The sequence below is a fragment of the Methanolacinia paynteri genome, assembly GCF_000784355.1.
In the GTDB taxonomy this organism is placed as follows: domain Archaea; phylum Halobacteriota; class Methanomicrobia; order Methanomicrobiales; family Methanomicrobiaceae; genus Methanolacinia; species Methanolacinia paynteri.
In genome coordinates this window covers 22,616-38,363 of record NZ_KN360925.1, presented here as the reverse complement: position 1 = coordinate 38,363, position 15,748 = coordinate 22,616, and the positions used below count along the sequence as shown (strand labels likewise).

At 50.5% G+C, this 15,748-nt stretch carries 13 protein-coding genes; 7 read left to right on the top strand and 6 right to left on the bottom strand.

What is annotated here, in order from left to right; all coding sequences use genetic code 11:
- From METPAY_RS02000 to METPAY_RS14545, 4 genes are all read left to right on the top strand, one after another.
- Positions 1-2,924: PAS domain S-box protein (locus METPAY_RS02000; protein ID WP_048148681.1), on the top strand; the 2,924-nt coding region annotated here is incomplete at its 5' end.
- A 168-nt stretch (positions 2,925-3,092) separates the two neighbouring features.
- Positions 3,093-7,061: a PAS domain S-box protein gene (locus METPAY_RS13995; RefSeq protein ID WP_084600651.1), complete on the top strand. Its 3,969-nt coding sequence runs from the start codon at positions 3,093-3,095 to the stop codon at positions 7,059-7,061.
- Complete coding sequence (locus METPAY_RS01985; RefSeq protein WP_013328139.1) at positions 7,058-7,459, top strand: response regulator; 402 nt, start codon at positions 7,058-7,060, stop codon at positions 7,457-7,459. The genes METPAY_RS13995 and METPAY_RS01985 overlap by 4 nt, the downstream gene beginning before the upstream one ends.
- Positions 7,460-7,620: 161 nt before the next feature.
- A complete protein-coding gene (locus METPAY_RS14545; RefSeq protein ID WP_245611497.1) occupies positions 7,621-8,688 on the top strand; it encodes an ATP-binding response regulator in 1,068 nt (355 codons plus the stop codon).
- Positions 8,689-8,693: 5 nt separating this feature from the next.
- Here METPAY_RS14545 and METPAY_RS01975 read toward each other — a convergent pair whose 3' ends face one another.
- Genes METPAY_RS01975 through argF form a run of 3 tightly spaced genes read right to left on the bottom strand, consistent with a single transcriptional unit; the run spans position 8,694 to position 11,909 of the window.
- Positions 8,694-9,947: an arginine deiminase gene (locus METPAY_RS01975; protein WP_048148675.1), complete on the bottom strand. Its 1,254-nt coding sequence runs from the start codon at positions 9,945-9,947 to the stop codon at positions 8,694-8,696.
- Positions 9,944-10,879, bottom strand: a complete 936-nt coding sequence (gene arcC / locus METPAY_RS01970) for a carbamate kinase (protein WP_048148674.1) — start codon at positions 10,877-10,879, stop codon at positions 9,944-9,946. Before arcC ends, METPAY_RS01975 begins: the two co-directional genes overlap by 4 nt.
- 1 nt (position 10,880) lies before the next feature.
- Positions 10,881-11,909, bottom strand: coding sequence for an ornithine carbamoyltransferase (gene argF / locus METPAY_RS01965; RefSeq protein WP_048148776.1), 1,029 nt, complete (start codon positions 11,907-11,909; stop codon positions 10,881-10,883).
- Between the two features lie 143 nt (positions 11,910-12,052).
- Between argF and METPAY_RS01960 the strand changes: the two genes are divergently transcribed.
- From METPAY_RS01960 to METPAY_RS01950, 3 genes are all read left to right on the top strand, one after another.
- Complete coding sequence (locus tag METPAY_RS01960) at positions 12,053-12,388, top strand: cupin domain-containing protein (RefSeq protein WP_048148673.1); 336 nt, start codon at positions 12,053-12,055, stop codon at positions 12,386-12,388.
- Between the two features lie 18 nt (positions 12,389-12,406).
- Entirely contained in the window at positions 12,407-12,712 is a 306-nt protein-coding gene (locus METPAY_RS01955) for a peptidylprolyl isomerase (RefSeq protein WP_225353834.1), read from the top strand.
- Positions 12,713-12,819: 107 nt separating this feature from the next.
- Complete coding sequence (locus METPAY_RS01950) at positions 12,820-13,734, top strand: DNA adenine methylase (RefSeq protein ID WP_084600657.1); 915 nt, start codon at positions 12,820-12,822, stop codon at positions 13,732-13,734.
- A 107-nt stretch (positions 13,735-13,841) separates the two neighbouring features.
- Here METPAY_RS01950 and METPAY_RS14540 read toward each other — a convergent pair whose 3' ends face one another.
- From METPAY_RS14540 to METPAY_RS01935, 3 genes are all read right to left on the bottom strand, one after another.
- Positions 13,842-14,066, bottom strand: a complete 225-nt coding sequence (locus tag METPAY_RS14540) for a type II toxin-antitoxin system HicA family toxin (RefSeq protein ID WP_084600649.1) — start codon at positions 14,064-14,066, stop codon at positions 13,842-13,844.
- Positions 14,067-14,076: 10 nt separating this feature from the next.
- Positions 14,077-14,283, bottom strand: a complete 207-nt coding sequence (locus tag METPAY_RS01940; RefSeq protein WP_048148669.1) for a type II toxin-antitoxin system HicB family antitoxin — start codon at positions 14,281-14,283, stop codon at positions 14,077-14,079.
- Positions 14,284-14,350: 67 nt separating this feature from the next.
- Entirely contained in the window at positions 14,351-15,745 is a 1,395-nt protein-coding gene (locus METPAY_RS01935; RefSeq protein ID WP_048148666.1) for a hypothetical protein, read from the bottom strand.
- Positions 15,746-15,748 lie beyond the last annotated feature (3 nt).

Below are 15,748 nucleotides of genomic sequence, written 5' to 3'. Positions count from 1 at the left end.
AATCCGACGGAATAGACTCCGCAAGGGAGATCAACTCATTCCTTGAAGTTCCGGTAATCTTTGTAAGCGCTTTTGGAAATACTGCCGACACCGAAAGGATCGTCGAGCCGTGGTCTTACGGTTTTATCAAGAAGCCCTTCGATATCATCGAGATCCAGAGCAGCATCGAGCTTGCCGTCAATAAATACCGCACATTCAAGTACGAAAGAGAACTCCTGAAGAAGGACAGCATACTGAAGGCTGTAAACAGTGCGGCGACTCTGTTCCTTTCGAAAGAACCGTTCGAGGACAGCCTTAGAAAGACGATCGAGCTTATCGGAAGGGCAGTCGAGTCGCGTTACATCTGCCTGTACCAGAACCTGGGAGACGCCGACGAGATAAAAGGAGCGACATGCAACTATAAATGGTTCGAGGGAAGCAGGAGCGAACCGGAGACCTCCCCCTGCGGCGACATCGTCTATGACGAATCCTACTCCGGCTTCAAAGAATCCCTCTTCAAGGGAGACATAATAATGTACCCCGGCTGCGATGCGGGCCCGGAAGAGGTGCTTTTTCCGTTTAACGTCCCCGGCCCTGTTATAAATATACCAATCTTCTGCGGGACATTCTGGTGGGGCTTTCTCTCCATCGGGATGGGCGACAGCGAAGGGTCCGGTATGGATGTGGAGATGGAGGCCCTCGTCACTGCGGCAAGCATTCTCGGTTCCGCCTTAAACCAGAAGAGAATGAACGACGCCCTGATGAAACGGGAGGAGGAATACAGAAGTCTCTACAAGATGATGAGACTCGTCTGCGACAACGTCCCCGATGCGATCTGGGTGAAGGGCAAGGACCGCAGGTACACTTTTGTCAACAGGACGTTCGCCGAAGACTTCATCAAAACGGAAGATACCGACGAACCGCTGGGAAAAGGCATTGAATATTTCGCGGAAAGAGAACGTGCTTTGCATTCCGGCGACGAATGCTGGCTTAATCTCGACGAAGGAGCCTTCGAAGCCGATTCAAAAGTCCTGGAATCCGGAATAAGCCTCAACACGGAATCCAGGTATTACATATACGGGGAGCAGAAGCATCTCGATGTCTACAGGGCGCCCTTCTACGACGATGAAGGAAACCTCGTCGGTGTCGTCGGCTGTGCAAGGGACGAGACGAAACGAAAGAATATCGAGGACAATCTCAGGGAGTTAAACGAACGGTTCGAGACATTCATGAACGCTCTTCCCGGCCACGCATTCATCAAATCCCCCTGCGGTGTAATAACGTATGTCAACTCCAACCAGTCGCTCGGAGACGGGTTGTATGCAGAGGACTGGATCGGAAAGAACGAAAACGATATCCTCTACAACCTCGATCCTTCCGATATCATTGAATCCGACAGGAAGGCCCTTGAGAGCGGTTTCCACAACAGGGTCGAAAGAATCGCACTCGATGGAGGAGAGGAGCGGATCTACAATATTCTTAAATTTCCAATCGAATCGGAGAACGAGGGAAAACAGGTCGGCGGGATCGTATTCGATATTACAGACAGGATTCTCGCCGAAGAATCTCTCCTGCGAAGCGAAGAGCTCTCCTCCATTCTTGTCAGCCAGATGCCTGTAATAGTATGGACCACAGACTCCGACCTGAAGATCAGTTATGCAGTCGGCAACTCGCTGAAAAATATCGGCTTTACACCGGAGTCCATACGCGGATTCTCATTTGCTGAGATACTCCGTGAAGTTGCCGACAACCTGAACGCACCGGTCGACGAAACTGTCGATTCGTACTCCGCCGCCCTTCATGGCGAGTCGTTCGTTCTTGAATCAAGCTTTAGGGGCAGGGAATTATACATCTATGTCCAGCCGTTCAGGGACAAAAACGGCAGGATCACCGGAACGGCCGGCCTTGCCTATGACATAACCGACAATAAGATTGCCGAGAAGGCTCTTTTGGAAAGCGAGGAGAGATACAGGCGACTTGTCGAGAGCATCAAGGTAAAGATCGTAATCGCACAGGATGAGAGAATCGTCTATGCAAACAGGTGTTTCTTCGATTTTCTCGGGATCACCCCGGAACACCTGGATAAAACCTCTTTTGGCGACCTTGTATGCCCGGAGGATCTCGAAAGAGTGAAAAATTATCATAAAGGGAGGATTTCAGGAGAGAAGGATCTTCCTTCTAACTACAGGATCTCGTGCTATTCCAGGGATGGGGAGTTGAGGCTGCACGACCTCACAGTATCCCTCATCACTTGGAACGGGAAACCGGCGACACTCAACATTTTAATCGACATCGAGGATGAGAACCGCACGAAAGAGGAGCTTGAGAAATCCCTGCACGAAAAGATCCTTCTCCTTGAAGAGGTTCATCACAGGGTAAAGAACAACCTTGCACTGATCAACTCGCTCCTCATGATGCAGATAAGAAATATCGATCATGCGAGGGTCAGGGAAGGTCTCCTGATGGCGAGGACAAGGATCTTCTCGATAGCGGCCGTTCATGAGGGGCTTTACAGGTCCGATTCGATATCGAGCATACCTGCAAAAGAGCATTTCAAAAAGATCGGGGAGGAGATCCTGGAAAATTACGACCCCGGACACCGTCTGGCCCTCGAGATCGACGGTGACGATGTGGAGCTCAGCCTGGCCCTCGCGACCCCGATCAGTCTTGTAATCAACGAACTTCTGATAAATGCAATAAAATACGCCTATCCCGACGGTGAAGAAGGCATCATCTCGATCAGTCTTGTAAACAGGGGCGATTCAATAGAACTGAGACTGAAGGACGAGGGAGTCGGAATCCCGGGCGATTTCGTTTTAGAGGATGCAAAATCACTCGGCCTCAGCCTTGTAAGGAACATAATCACCTCGCAGCTTGAAGGCAGCATCTCGCTTGACCCCGGCAAAGGAACGGAATGGATAATTGAAGTCCCGTTCGAATCTTGAATCCCTCCGTCCGGTAAAAAAGGGATGGCCTCAACAGGCATTATTTTTCAATATCCCTGCAATTTAACATGAAAATCACATTGTGATTTGCATGAAACAGTGCATGTAAACTCCGTTTCATGAACGTTTTCAGAAAACTATAAACTTCATAATTTGTAACTGTCTATCGTGGACTTTGCTATCCTCCTGAGGCAGAAACAACTTTTCTGGCTTTCAATAATCGCTTTAATCAGCTTCTTTATGTCGGAAGTAGTCATATTCATGCTCTCAGGCGAGTCCTTTATCGTAATATCCCAGGTGATCTTCTTTTTGATCGTATTGATCTCTCTCCTCGTTCCTGAAAAAAGTTTGATTATCAACGTGTTCATCGGATTCATATACCTGATCTTTTCGGCATTATCGGCAGGCCCGGATTTTTACGAGCTCGTTCCCTCGATGGTCCAGTTCTATGTATTCATAAGCATGAGCATAATCATCTCGCGGATAATTCTTGAGGTGCGTTATAACGAGAAGAAGTACTACGGACTCCTGGAGAATACGACCCGCGGCATCTGCATCTACGATTCCGAAGAGAGGAGCCTTGTCGAGAAGAACCACGCCTTCGTATACGATCCAGGTCTCTTCTTCGAACGGGCCCGGAGCGTCAACCCGGACTTCTTCGGGGCCCGCATTGAAAACGCCGGTAAGTCCTCGACATTTGAGATAGAATACGAATCGAAGGACGGGGAGAAGCTCGAACTGCTGGTATTTGCCGAAAGGCTCTTTGAGAGATATATTCTTTTCATTGTAACCGATATCACCGAAAGCAAGAGGAATGTGGAGAACAGCCAGATTGTAAGTTCGCTCAGCAATGCCTTGTTGAGAGGTTCCAATATCGGTGCATCATCCTCTTTCACCTCATATGCGGCAAGAAACATATCGGATACGTGCTGGGTTGGAATATACCTCCTGAATGATGAAAAAAATGCTTACAGGCTGGTATCGTCACATAATCTCCCCGAACCGTTTGAAAAATCTTTTTCGACAATAGATCCGGGGGACAGGATAGGGGAGTTTATCGCAGGCGGAGATACCGTTGAGATCGATTCCGCCGCCCTCGGGATCGTTCCGGCAGAAGAAGAACCACATCTCCAAAGAAGTGTCCTGATAGTCCCCGTATATATGACGAACAAACCGGTAGGATGCATTTTTGCCGTAACCGATAAGGGAAAGAAGTTCTCAGAGTCGTCGAAAAATTCCCTCAACTCGATCGCACATATCTTCGGAAGCGCTCTAAAGAGGATACACGCGGAAAAGGAGATCATAATCGCCAAGAGCAACCTCGAATCACTGTTCGAATCCCTTGACGACTTCATATTCATCTATGACAACGAGGGCGGAATAATCCATACGAATTCCACCGTCTCCGGGAAACTCGGCTATACCACACGCCAGCTTGAAGAGATGAATATAGCGGCGATTCATGGCAGTCCGTCCTTCGAAGTGTTCGACAGGGAGATCAGGTCCCGTATCTCGGATAAATCTATTACAATGCCCTTTAACCTGGTAAAGAGCAACGGCGAGAAGATTCCTGTCGAAATGAAGGCAGTTGTCGGGAAATGGGGCGATTCCGAGGCATTTTTTGTAATAGACCGCGACGTGACCCTGAGAAAGAAGCATGAAGACGAAATAAGGTCGAGGGATGCAATTCTTGATGCGGTCAGTATTATTGCCGAAAACTTCCTCAGGGCCGATGCAGGGGCTGACAACATCAGCGAGAGTCTTGAAAGACTCGGAAAGGCCGCCGATGTGGCTTCGGTATGCCTGTTCGAGGTAAAATGGACCCTCAAAGATTCGTATTCGCCGGAGAACGTGTATAAGTGGGTCAATGACGACAATGCATTTGTTCCCAACGTTGAATCTCTAATCAGGCTCAGCGTATTCCAGGAATGGCGGGGAATGACAACCTGTCCTCCCGAAATGGATAAGGTCGTGTATCTCGATATCGAATCCGTCTCCGGTGAGGACAGAAAGATCTTCGAAACACTGAACATAAAGACCCTGATTGCTGTCATCCTGACGGTCGACGGCTCGTTCAGGGGAGTTATGTGCCTCGTAGAGAGCGTGAAGAGGATCTGGTCCGACATCGAAACGGAGGCCATAATGATTGCAGGCGATATCATCTCATCTGCAATCGGCCGGGCGGAGACAGACGAGATCTTCAGGATTCCGATCGAAAGATCCCTCGTCGGTGTCTATCATATTCAGAATTTCACCTTCAAGTACGTCAACCCGAAGCTTGCCGAGATCTTCGGGTACACCCGTGAAGAGATGCTCGGGAACGTAAATCTCGTCGAACTGATACACCCGGATTACAGGCAGCTGCTTATCGATACGGTTCAAAGTTTCAAATCAGCGGCGATAAACGGAAACGGAGGAAACGGGAGGAAGATACCCGATTTTCATATCGAAGCCCGCGGTATTAAGAAAGACGGAACCCTAAACGACGTAGAGATCTACGGGAGCATGATGCTCCATAGAGGAAAATTCTCTTTTATCGGGATGGTCATGGATATCACCCAGAGAAAGGAAGCCGAAAGGAAACTGTATGAGAGCTCCGAGATGCTCGACCTGGCACTCAAAAGTACCAAACTCGGGATCTACGACTGGAATCTCAGGGACGACAAATTATTCTACAGTGATGCCTTATTCACCATGCTCGGGTATTCGCCTGAGGATTATGAAGAAGGCAGGATGTCTTTCGACGCGATCATACACCCCGACGACAAGGATGAAAAGGAGCGTAAACTCAGGGCCCATCTCGAAGGAAAAACTCCGTACTATGAGACGGAGTACCGCCTGAAGACGAAGGACGGGGAATGGCGGTGGATCGCAGCACGCGGAGAGGTTTTCGAACGTGATTCTTCAGGCAAAGCCGTGCGAATAACCGGAACGCATCTCGATATTACGGAAAGAAAGAACGCGGAAGAGAAGATCAGCCACTTAAACAGGGTACTCAAAGCCGTAAGAAACGTAAACGAACTGATCGTGAGGGAGACCGACATCAATAATCTGATAAACGGCGCATCGAAACTTCTCGTGGAAACGAGGGGATACCTGGATGCCTGGGTCATCCTTACCGACCGGTACGGGTCGTACCTGGACTCCGCAGGCTCCGGCGACCGGGAGGATGTGGCCGAGATTATCCGGAAGACGAAATCAGGGAATCCTCCCAAGATCCTTGTCGAGACCCTCAGGACCACCGAGATCGTATCGCTCTCAAGACTCATGTACCCGGAAGGCGATCCGGGCGACGAGGGCGAACTGTTATGCCGCCGTCTCGATTACGGGGAGAACGTATTCGGCGTGGTATTCGGTGTCATTATAATCTCGATCCCCTCAGGGCTCTCTGAAGACCAGGAGGAACTGGGACTATTCAACGAACTTGCAAGCGATATCTCCTTTGCAATTCACGATATCCTGCTCCAGAACGAGAGGAAGAGCTACGAGGAGCAGATACTCAGCTCCCTTGAAGAGAAGACCGTTCTCCTGCAGGAAGTTCATCACAGGGTGAAGAACAATCTCCAGATAATCTCGGGCTTAATCAAGATGCAGTCACGCAACGTCGAAGACCCGTCGGCCCGCGATTCTCTTCTCAGGTGCGAGAACAGGATAATGGCAATCGCGATGGTGCACGAGGCCCTTTACAGGTCGGAGAGCCTCTCCGATATCCACGCGAGGGAGCATTTCATAAATCTTGCCCAGAGCCTGATCGATTCGCTCTCTTTTACGGAATACAAGGATATCAAACTTAAAACCGATATAGAGATCATCAGCCTGCCGATAAATATCGCCATACCGTGCAGTCTGATTATCAACGAGATTATATCCAACGCGATAAAGTATGCATTTACAGGCAGGGATTCCGGTGAGATCTCGCTCGTGTTCAGGAGTGAAGACGAAAATTATTATCTCGAGGTCTCTGACAACGGTGTAGGCGTACCGGACGACTTCGACCTCGACGGATCCAAATCCCTCGGCATGCGGCTTGTCCGGAGGCTTGCCGTCGAACAGCTCAGGGGTACGGCCGAGATAATCACCGGGGAAGGGACAAGGTTTATCTTTATATTCCCCAAACATCCCGAGCAAGGGAAGTGATCCTGTTGGCAGAGGATAAAAAGAGAATTCTTGTTGTTGAAGATGAAGGGATCGTGGCGATGACACTCGAGGACTCGCTCTTCAATCTCGGGTACGAGGTCGCCGGAACAGCAGACGACAGCCGTTCGGCAATCGAGCTTGCCGAAAAGGAGAAGCCCGATCTCATACTGATGGATATCAGGCTCAGGGGAGATATCGACGGTATAGAAACTGTCGAAAGAATAAACGAAAAGATGGACGTACCGGTTATCTTTCTTACTGCACATTCGGATGAGGAGACCTTGTCACGAATGCTGAAGACCCGACCGTACGGATTCCTGGTAAAACCGTTCAGGGAAAAAGAGCTCTACGCTAATATAGAGGCTGCAATAGCCAGGCACAGGCTTTCCAAAAAATAATCCGCTCTGACACGAATATCACGTATGCCGGAGACGGCTGTTTTGAGGCATGGGGGTGTGGTTGTTATGATTATATTTAAAAAAATGGCGAATTTGCGGTTCCTTTTGATCAGGTTTATTTATAACCAGCAGTATAAGGTATGTATTGCGAGGGGTTATTGATGAGCGGTAAAAGAATTCTTGTTGTTGAAGATGAAGTTATGGTGGCAATGACGCTCGAGGACACTCTTGAAGCTCTCGGGTACGAGGTTGCAGGAACCGTAGACAACGGCAGGGACGCAATCAGGCTGGCTGCCGAGAAGAAGCCCGACCTTATACTGATGGATATCAGGATAAGAGGAGATATCGACGGCATAGAGACCGCCGACAGGATATCCGGGTCGATGGACATCCCGGTCGTCTTCCTTACAGCTCATTCCGACGAACAGACCCTTATGCGGGCTCTCAAGACCCAGCCTTACGGGTTCCTGATAAAGCCCTTCCGCGAGAGGGAGCTTTATTCCAATATCGAGATGGCGATACACAAGCACAGGGTGCTAAAGACCAGGAACCGGGATGAAGGGGCTGAAAAGGAATCGCCGTCATCATACGGGACCGCCGTCGAAGCAGGACCGGCGATCTCCCGTCTTCATGAAAAGGAAACGGTTGAGGTGGGGACCGATACCGAACGCCTGAAAAATCATATCTTCGAATCTCTTCAAAACCCGCTGTTCGTATTGAACGGCAATATGAAGATCGTATTATACAACAGGAAGTTCGCCGAGCTTTGCGTCTTCTTCAATATATCCGAGTCCACCTTCAGGGCTTCTGCCGAAAAGGCAGGAATTTTTCCGCTCTTCGGGTCTACAAACGACTTCATGACCACATTTACCGAAGGCAGGGAGAACTTTTCCACCCTGGAGGTCATGACTGGGGAGATCGGGCACACCCTGAAGATTACAAAAATCCCTGTAAAAGAAGGCCATATGGTCGCATACGTGATGGCGGTTATCGAAGACATCACCTATGAAAAGATGCTCGAAGACTCGGGCGAACTCTATCATAAGACCGCAGAAGGCATAATAAATCTCTCCCACGAGTTAAAGGGAATCCTCAAAGGCCATGAAGACCCCCGCCTGAACGAGATCGCCGATACATCCGACGACCTGGTGCTTGAATTCGCACGTACGGACGAGGAATGGCTTAAGATAAAAGAGATGCGGGACCTGAAAAAGATCTGGGACCTCTAATCTGTCTAAATCCCGTCTCTTGTCACCGGACATGTCATGCAGTGGGTACCTCCCCTGCCCCTGCTGAGTTCGCAGCCCTCGATCTCAATTACGTCGATTCCCTCTTTTTCCATGCTTTTGTTCGTCCTGGCATTCCTCCTGTACGCGACGACGACACCGGGCCTTACTGCAAGGACGTTGTTCCCGTCGTCCCACTGTTCCCGTTCCGCCTCGTACCTGTCCCCGCCTGTCGGGATGATATTGAGGGTGTCGATCCCGAGTGCGTCTTCGATCGCCGGAACAAGACCGGCCTCTTTCCTTATACTGAATGTTCCCTCACAGTCGCCGGAGAAGAGCGACCATGTCCTGCTCTTCTCCAGGACTCCCGGGTACGCCGTGGCCGTATCTTCGTTTATCATCGTAAAGACGGTGTCGAGATGCATATGGCTCCTGTCCCTGCCGATATCGGACACGATGATCCTTTCCGCTTCGTCTCCTGCGAAGAGGGTGGAAGCGAGATTTTCGATCATGCCCGAACCCGTCCTCTCGCTGATCCCCGCAAGGACGCATCCTTTCTTAAGCGGCATTATGTCCCCGCCTTCCAGCGTGTTTCTCCCGTAGCCCGGCGGGGGGACACCGGCGAAGTCCCCCTTCGGGTGCCAGCACTCGAAGTTGCTCTTCGAAAATTCCGGGTGGTACCTGTATATCGCGGAGACGTTGAGAGCCTCCCTTCTCCTGACATGCCAGTACATCGGGTTGATTGTGACTCCGCCGAAGATCCAGCTCGACGGGTCGCGGGAGAACAGGGTGTTCGGGAGCGGGGGGAGGATGTATGAATCGGGCCCTGCTGCGGCAGCGACGAGCGACCTGCTCTTAATTCCGCTCATACCCGGTATCTCCATCTCGTCTACGGCGAGTCCTCCCGTGAGGTATCCCGCAAGGATCTCCGGCTCCTCCTCCATAAGGGCGTCCTTCAGCCGCCCGGCTATCGAGACCCCCGGTGCATCTCCGGGGAATACGCCCCCGAGGATGTACTCTCTCGCATCGCCCGACCGGAGCGTCTCTTCGAGGAGCCTGTCGAGCCGGAGGACTTCAACTCCGTTCTCTTCCAGTATCTTTGTAAACGCGTCGTGCTCTTCGATCCCCCGGTCGACCCACAGGAGTTCGTCGAAGAGATACTCGTCGTGGTTCGAGGGTGTTAGTCTCCTGAGAGCCATGTCCGGCCGGTGGACTATGACCGTCCTCAGCCTTCCGACCTCCGAGTATACTCCGGGCTTCATCTCGTCTCACTCTCCCGCCGGACAATCGTCCCCGCACTTCCCGCTGCAATCTCCGCGATCTCTTCGAGCGATCCTATCGCTGCAGGGTTCCCGGTCGCCTCTACGAACCTGCACGCCGCATCGACCTTCGGGCCCATCGATCCCGGCGGAAAATGATGCCGGTTTTCTCCCAGAAATCGCGGGGTGGTCTCCCCGATAAGCTCCCTGTCTTCCTCTTTCCAGTTGAGATAAACCCCTTCGACATCCGTCGCCATTATGAACAGGTCGGCCCTGAGTTCTTCTGCCAGTATGGCACTTGCAAGGTCCTTGTCGATCACGGCCTCGATCCCCGAATATCCGCCTCCCGGTGAAGGTACGACCGGTATCCCTCCACCGCCCGTACAGATCACGATCGCACCCTTCTCTATCAGCCACCTGATCGGCTTCATTTCCAGTATCTTCACCGGCTCGGGAGAGGGAACGACCCGTCTCCAGTCGAAACCGTCCTGCCTGAACGTCCACCCCGTCGCATTCCCGACCTCTCCCGCCTGCTCTTTGGTATACACCGGGCCGACGAACTTTTCGGGGTCTCCGAATGCAGGATCGTCAGGGTCCACCGCCGTCATCGTGAGCATTGTCGCGACCGGGACGTCTGCCGGGAGGATATTCCTGAGCTCCTGCTCGATCAGGTACCCGATCATCCCTTCTGTCTCCGCCCCGAGGATGTCGAGCGGATACGGTTCGCTCTTCGTATATGCCGCCGCCTGGAGTGCAAGAAGGCCGACCTGCGGCCCGTTTCCGTGTGTGAGAACCAGTCTGTATTCTTTGGCAAGCGGTGCCAGGGCCTCTGCAGCCCTGCGGACGTTCTCTCTCTGGACTGCGGGGTCCGGACTTTCTCCGCGTTTCAGGAGGGCGTTTCCCCCGAGTGCGACGAGAACCGTCCTCTCTTTCATGCTATTTCTCCGGGCCGGACAGTGTCGCGACCATTATCGCCTTAATAGTATGCATCCTGTTCTCGGCCTGGTCGAAGACGACGGAATATTCCGATTCGAAGACCTCATCGGTGACTTCGAGGCTTTCAAGCCCGTATTTTTCGTAGATCTTCTCACCCAGTTCCGTCTCCCTGTTGTGAAACGACGGCAGGCAGTGCATGAACCTGACCTTCGGATTTCCGGTCGCCTCTATCAGCTCCATATCGACCCTGTACGGGAGAAGGAGATCGATTCTCTCCTGCCACTTCCCGAACGGCTCGCCCATCGAGACCCAGACATCGGTATAGATGAAATCCACGCCCCTGACCGCCTCTCTCCTGTCGCTTGTAAGCATGAGCCTGGCACCGGTCTCCTCCGAAATCCTCCTGCATGTCTCTGTCAGGTCCGGGTCGGGCATCAGGCTCATCGGCCCACATATTCTTACGTCCATCCCGAGTTTTGCCCCGCCTGTCATGAGCGAATGCGCAACATTATTCCTGCAGTCGCCGGTGAAGCAGAACGAGATTTCCTTTGGATCTTTTCCCGAATGCTCGACCATAGTCATAATATCAGCAAGGAACTGGGTCGGGTGGAACTCGTCCGTAAGACCGTTATATACCGGAACTCCCGAATATTCTGCAAGTATTTCGACACTCTCCTGTGAAAAACCCCGGTATTCTATCGCATCGTAGAGCCTTCCGAGAACCCTTGCCGTATCCTTCATGGATTCCTTGTATCCTATCATGGAGCCTTCCGGCCCGAGATACGTAACGTCGGCCCCCTGCTCTCTTGCCGCCACCTCGAACGAGCATCTCGTCCTTGTGGAGGCTTTTTCGAATATCAGGGCGATCTGTTTCCCCCTGAGATGCTTTGTCTCTGTCCCGTTTGCTCTCGCTGATTTAAGCTGTTTTGCGAGCTCTACGAGGTTTATTATCTCTTCGCCCGAAAAGTCCATCAGTTTTGTAAAGCTCCTGTGCCGGACGATTCCTTTTGTCGTGTTTTTTTTCGTCATTTCGATCACCCCGCTGCACAAAAAATGGCGTCGTTGCCGGGATTATATAATAGCAAAAAGTCTCTTCTTCAATATTTAGCGTTTCCGGTGCGCCGCAGGGTTTTTATCGGAGAAAAGTCATCTCATTTAGCAGTGTATGAGTTATGACCGATAAAAACCGCAATGAGCTCAAAGGAAAGGTAATGACCATCGGAGACCTCGTGGAGTACCAGCCCGGAACCGTTTCGAGCCGGATGGTGATCAACAACAGTGCAGGCAGCGTTACAGTTTTCTCCTTCGACGACGGGGAGGAGATCTCGGAGCATACTGCACCTTTCGATGCGATGGTGACTATTCTCGAGGGGGAGTGTTCGGTCCGCCTCTCCGGGGAGCTTTTCCTGATGAAGGCGGGAGAGACGATCATCTTCCCGGCAAATGAGCCGCATGCGGTGTCGGCGGTAACGAAATTCAAGATGATGCTTGTGATGATCAAGGGCTGATAAAACAAAACTCTAATTGTGAAAACGGTCAAATACCTATGGATGGCAAAAAAAGTCAGGGCATCTCATATCCTTGTAAATTCTGAGAAGGAAGCAAAAGACATACTTGCAAAACTTAACTCAGGCGAAAATTTCGAGGAGCTTGCAAAGAAGTATTCGACATGCCCTTCGGGGAGAAAAGGTGGGGATCTCGGCTGGTTCGGGAAGGGAATGATGGTTAAGGAGTTCGAGGACGCATCATTCTCGGCAAAGGATGGGGATGTAACAGGCCCTGTCAAGACGCAGTTTGGATATCATATCATAAAAATTACAGGGAATAAATAAACCCTGTCGGTTTTTTAATTCAATTATTTTTTAATTGATACGAAATTTTTATTATGAAAGGATTTATACTATGAGCATCCTCCATAATCGTGGATTTGGGATTTGTTATGGCAGATACAGTGGCGAAACCTTTTCTTAAGTGGGCGGGCGGGAAGACTCAGCTTCTGGATGAGTTTTTAAAACGAATTCCCCCTGAACTGAAAAACGGTGGAATCACCTCTTTTATCGAACCTTTTATCGGCGGCGGTGCGGTCTTTTTTAATCTGAACAGTATCTTTTCTTTCGAGGAATGTCACATATTCGACAGCAACGAGGAACTTGTTCTTGCCTATAATGTCGTGAGAAAGGATGTCGAGGATCTTATCGAATGCCTGGAAGGGATGTCGCGGGATTATCTTAAGCTTGATTCTCCCGGCAGAAGCGAATATTTTTACTCGGTTCGTGAAAGGTTAAACAAAGAAAGAAACGGCATCAATTTCAAGAGGTACGGGAAGAAATGGGTTCCGAGAGCTGCACAGATAATATTTTTGAACAGAACCTGTTACAACGGTCTTTTCAGGGTGAACTCGAAGGGCAGTTTCAACGTCCCGTTCGGGCGGTACAAGAACCCCAAGATTGTAAATCCCGATCTTTTGAGGGCGGATTCGGGGATTCTTTCGAATACAAAGATTCATTGCGGTGATTTTGCCGATTCCATGAAATGCATCAGGGAGGATTCGTTCGTGTACTTCGATCCTCCCTACAGGCCCCTGAGCCCGACGGCGTCTTTTACTACCTATTCGAGGAACGGGTTCGACGACTGCGAACAGAGGAGGCTTGCATCTTTTTTTAAGAAATGCGACGGGAAGGGCGCAAGGCTGATTCTCAGCAACTCGGATCCGAAGAATATCGACCCGGCCGACGATTTCTTCGACGATCTCTACAGTGGTTTCAGGATCGAGAGGGTTCCTGCAAAGAGGATGATCAATTCCGACGGGGAAAAGAGAGGGGAGATCAGCGAGATTTTAGTTATGAATTATTGATCGCCGGTCAAAATGAGATATTCGGGTTGTCACTTCTTCTTGAAGGCATCCTTCTATTTTGCCCTATGAAAGAGTCTGCCATCATCTACAGACTCCAAAAAAAGAGGTCACAACAAACTAAAAAATTCTTCTTTGGATATTTCGCAATCACGAATGATCTTAGCAAGCAGACCTTTTGAAAGGTCTTCGTCTTTATGAAACGGAACAACAGTTGTCCTTCCATCAGGATGGCGATAGAATATATGGCTCCCCTTTTGCCTAACCTGAATGAAACCCAATTTCTCAAGAGTTTTGCAGACTTTATCAGGTGGTTGGGGTGTTAAACGCTGCATTGCTGGTGATTTAAACAGAAATATCTATCAGCTGGAGGCCTATAAACTCCATTTTTGGAAGATTTTCAAAATCTTCTGCGTAAAGTTCTGCCGCTTCCTTTATCCGTTCTATCAAAGTAGGGATGTCCTTTGCCTGCGTATGACAGCCCGGAAGCTCAGGTATCTCCGCCACATAGATCCCGTCTTCATCTCTCTCAATGATTACTTTGAATTTCATTCCTGATTCTAATATGGTCCTTTATCAGATAAATTATTGCGTAAGATTTCATATGTAATAAAAGAACTCAATACCAGCAGACATCGTAATATGCCTTATCCTCCGAAACGGATTCACCCGAGACCGCGATCGTCCATTTTTTCTTGATGCTGTAGGCCGTGCTCAGGCCCGATATCGTCATCCTCACGCAGGAGTCGTCATTATGATCGTCCTCGTCCGAGAAGCACCAGATCGAGCCGTCCGGCCCAGCGACCGAGAGCGAAAGTTCGTCGTCCGGGTCGTTCCACCTGAGCTCGAACGAGATCTGCGATTCGTTCTCCGAAGGCGAAAGAGTATACCACTGGACCTCCCCTTCCTTTATGCTGGAATAAAACCTGATCTTCGTATCAGGTGTGGGAAAAGGGGTCGGACTGGATAAAAAAGAGCTGTTCTGTGTTCCGCCCGAGATCGCCTGTCCCTCTTCCGGAATTCCGAAGAGGTAGATATCGTTTGAGTTTTCTCCCCTGTCCGTCCATACCACGTAGTCGCCGGAGATCCGCGGGAAGTCCAGCCTTTCTCCTTCCTGTGAGATCACCGATGCATTCCCCGCTTTGGAATCATACAGGTATATACTACCCCCGTTCTCCAGGTCTTCACCCTTCTGTCCGTAATATACCCAGACGACGCAGTCGCCGGAGATATCCGGGTACATCTGGTATCCTGTCATCGGGGAGATTACCGACGTCATCTGTTTGTCGATATCGTACATGTAAACAGAATAATATTCGTCGTAGCTCTCAGCCCAGACGATCAGGTTCCCGTCGATAGCCGGCGGCTGGTAAGTCGAAGGAAGCCTGGCGACATTTGTCTTCACCCCGGTCGTCATGTTGTACAGCATAAGATAGATCGCGGAAGAACCCTGCTCCATGCTGATATATACCAGGCGGTCTCCTGAAATTGCAGGAAGCAGGCAGTCGGTATCCTTATCTACTCCCTTTACTGCGTCACCGTATTCTCCGGTAGAGATGTCGTACATCCTCAAAAAAGACTGGTCCGCCGTCTTCTCCTCCCAGACCACCCTGTCGCCGTCTATTACCGGGTTGTCCTGTTTGTTGTTGGAGTAGAGGAATTTGAGAACATGCTCGTTTTCGTCGTAGAGGAAGATCGCCCTCTGGTCTGACCATACATAGCGAGAGCCCGAGAGATCGAGGCTGAACTTGCCCGAAGGATCGACGATCACCGTCTCCTGTCGTCCTGTTGAGATATCGAACTTATGAAGAGAGCTTCCGGTCGTATTGTCTGCATTCGGACCGTACTCTATCCATGCCACCGTCTCGTTGTCGAATGCGATCGAGTTGAACTTCGCAGAATCACTCTTCGCTATTACGACAGGCTCCGGTGTCTTTATAGCTGCACACGGGTATGCCGCGACAATCAGTATAACCAGACATATCGCACATACCAAAAACCCCCTCTTTAACATGTA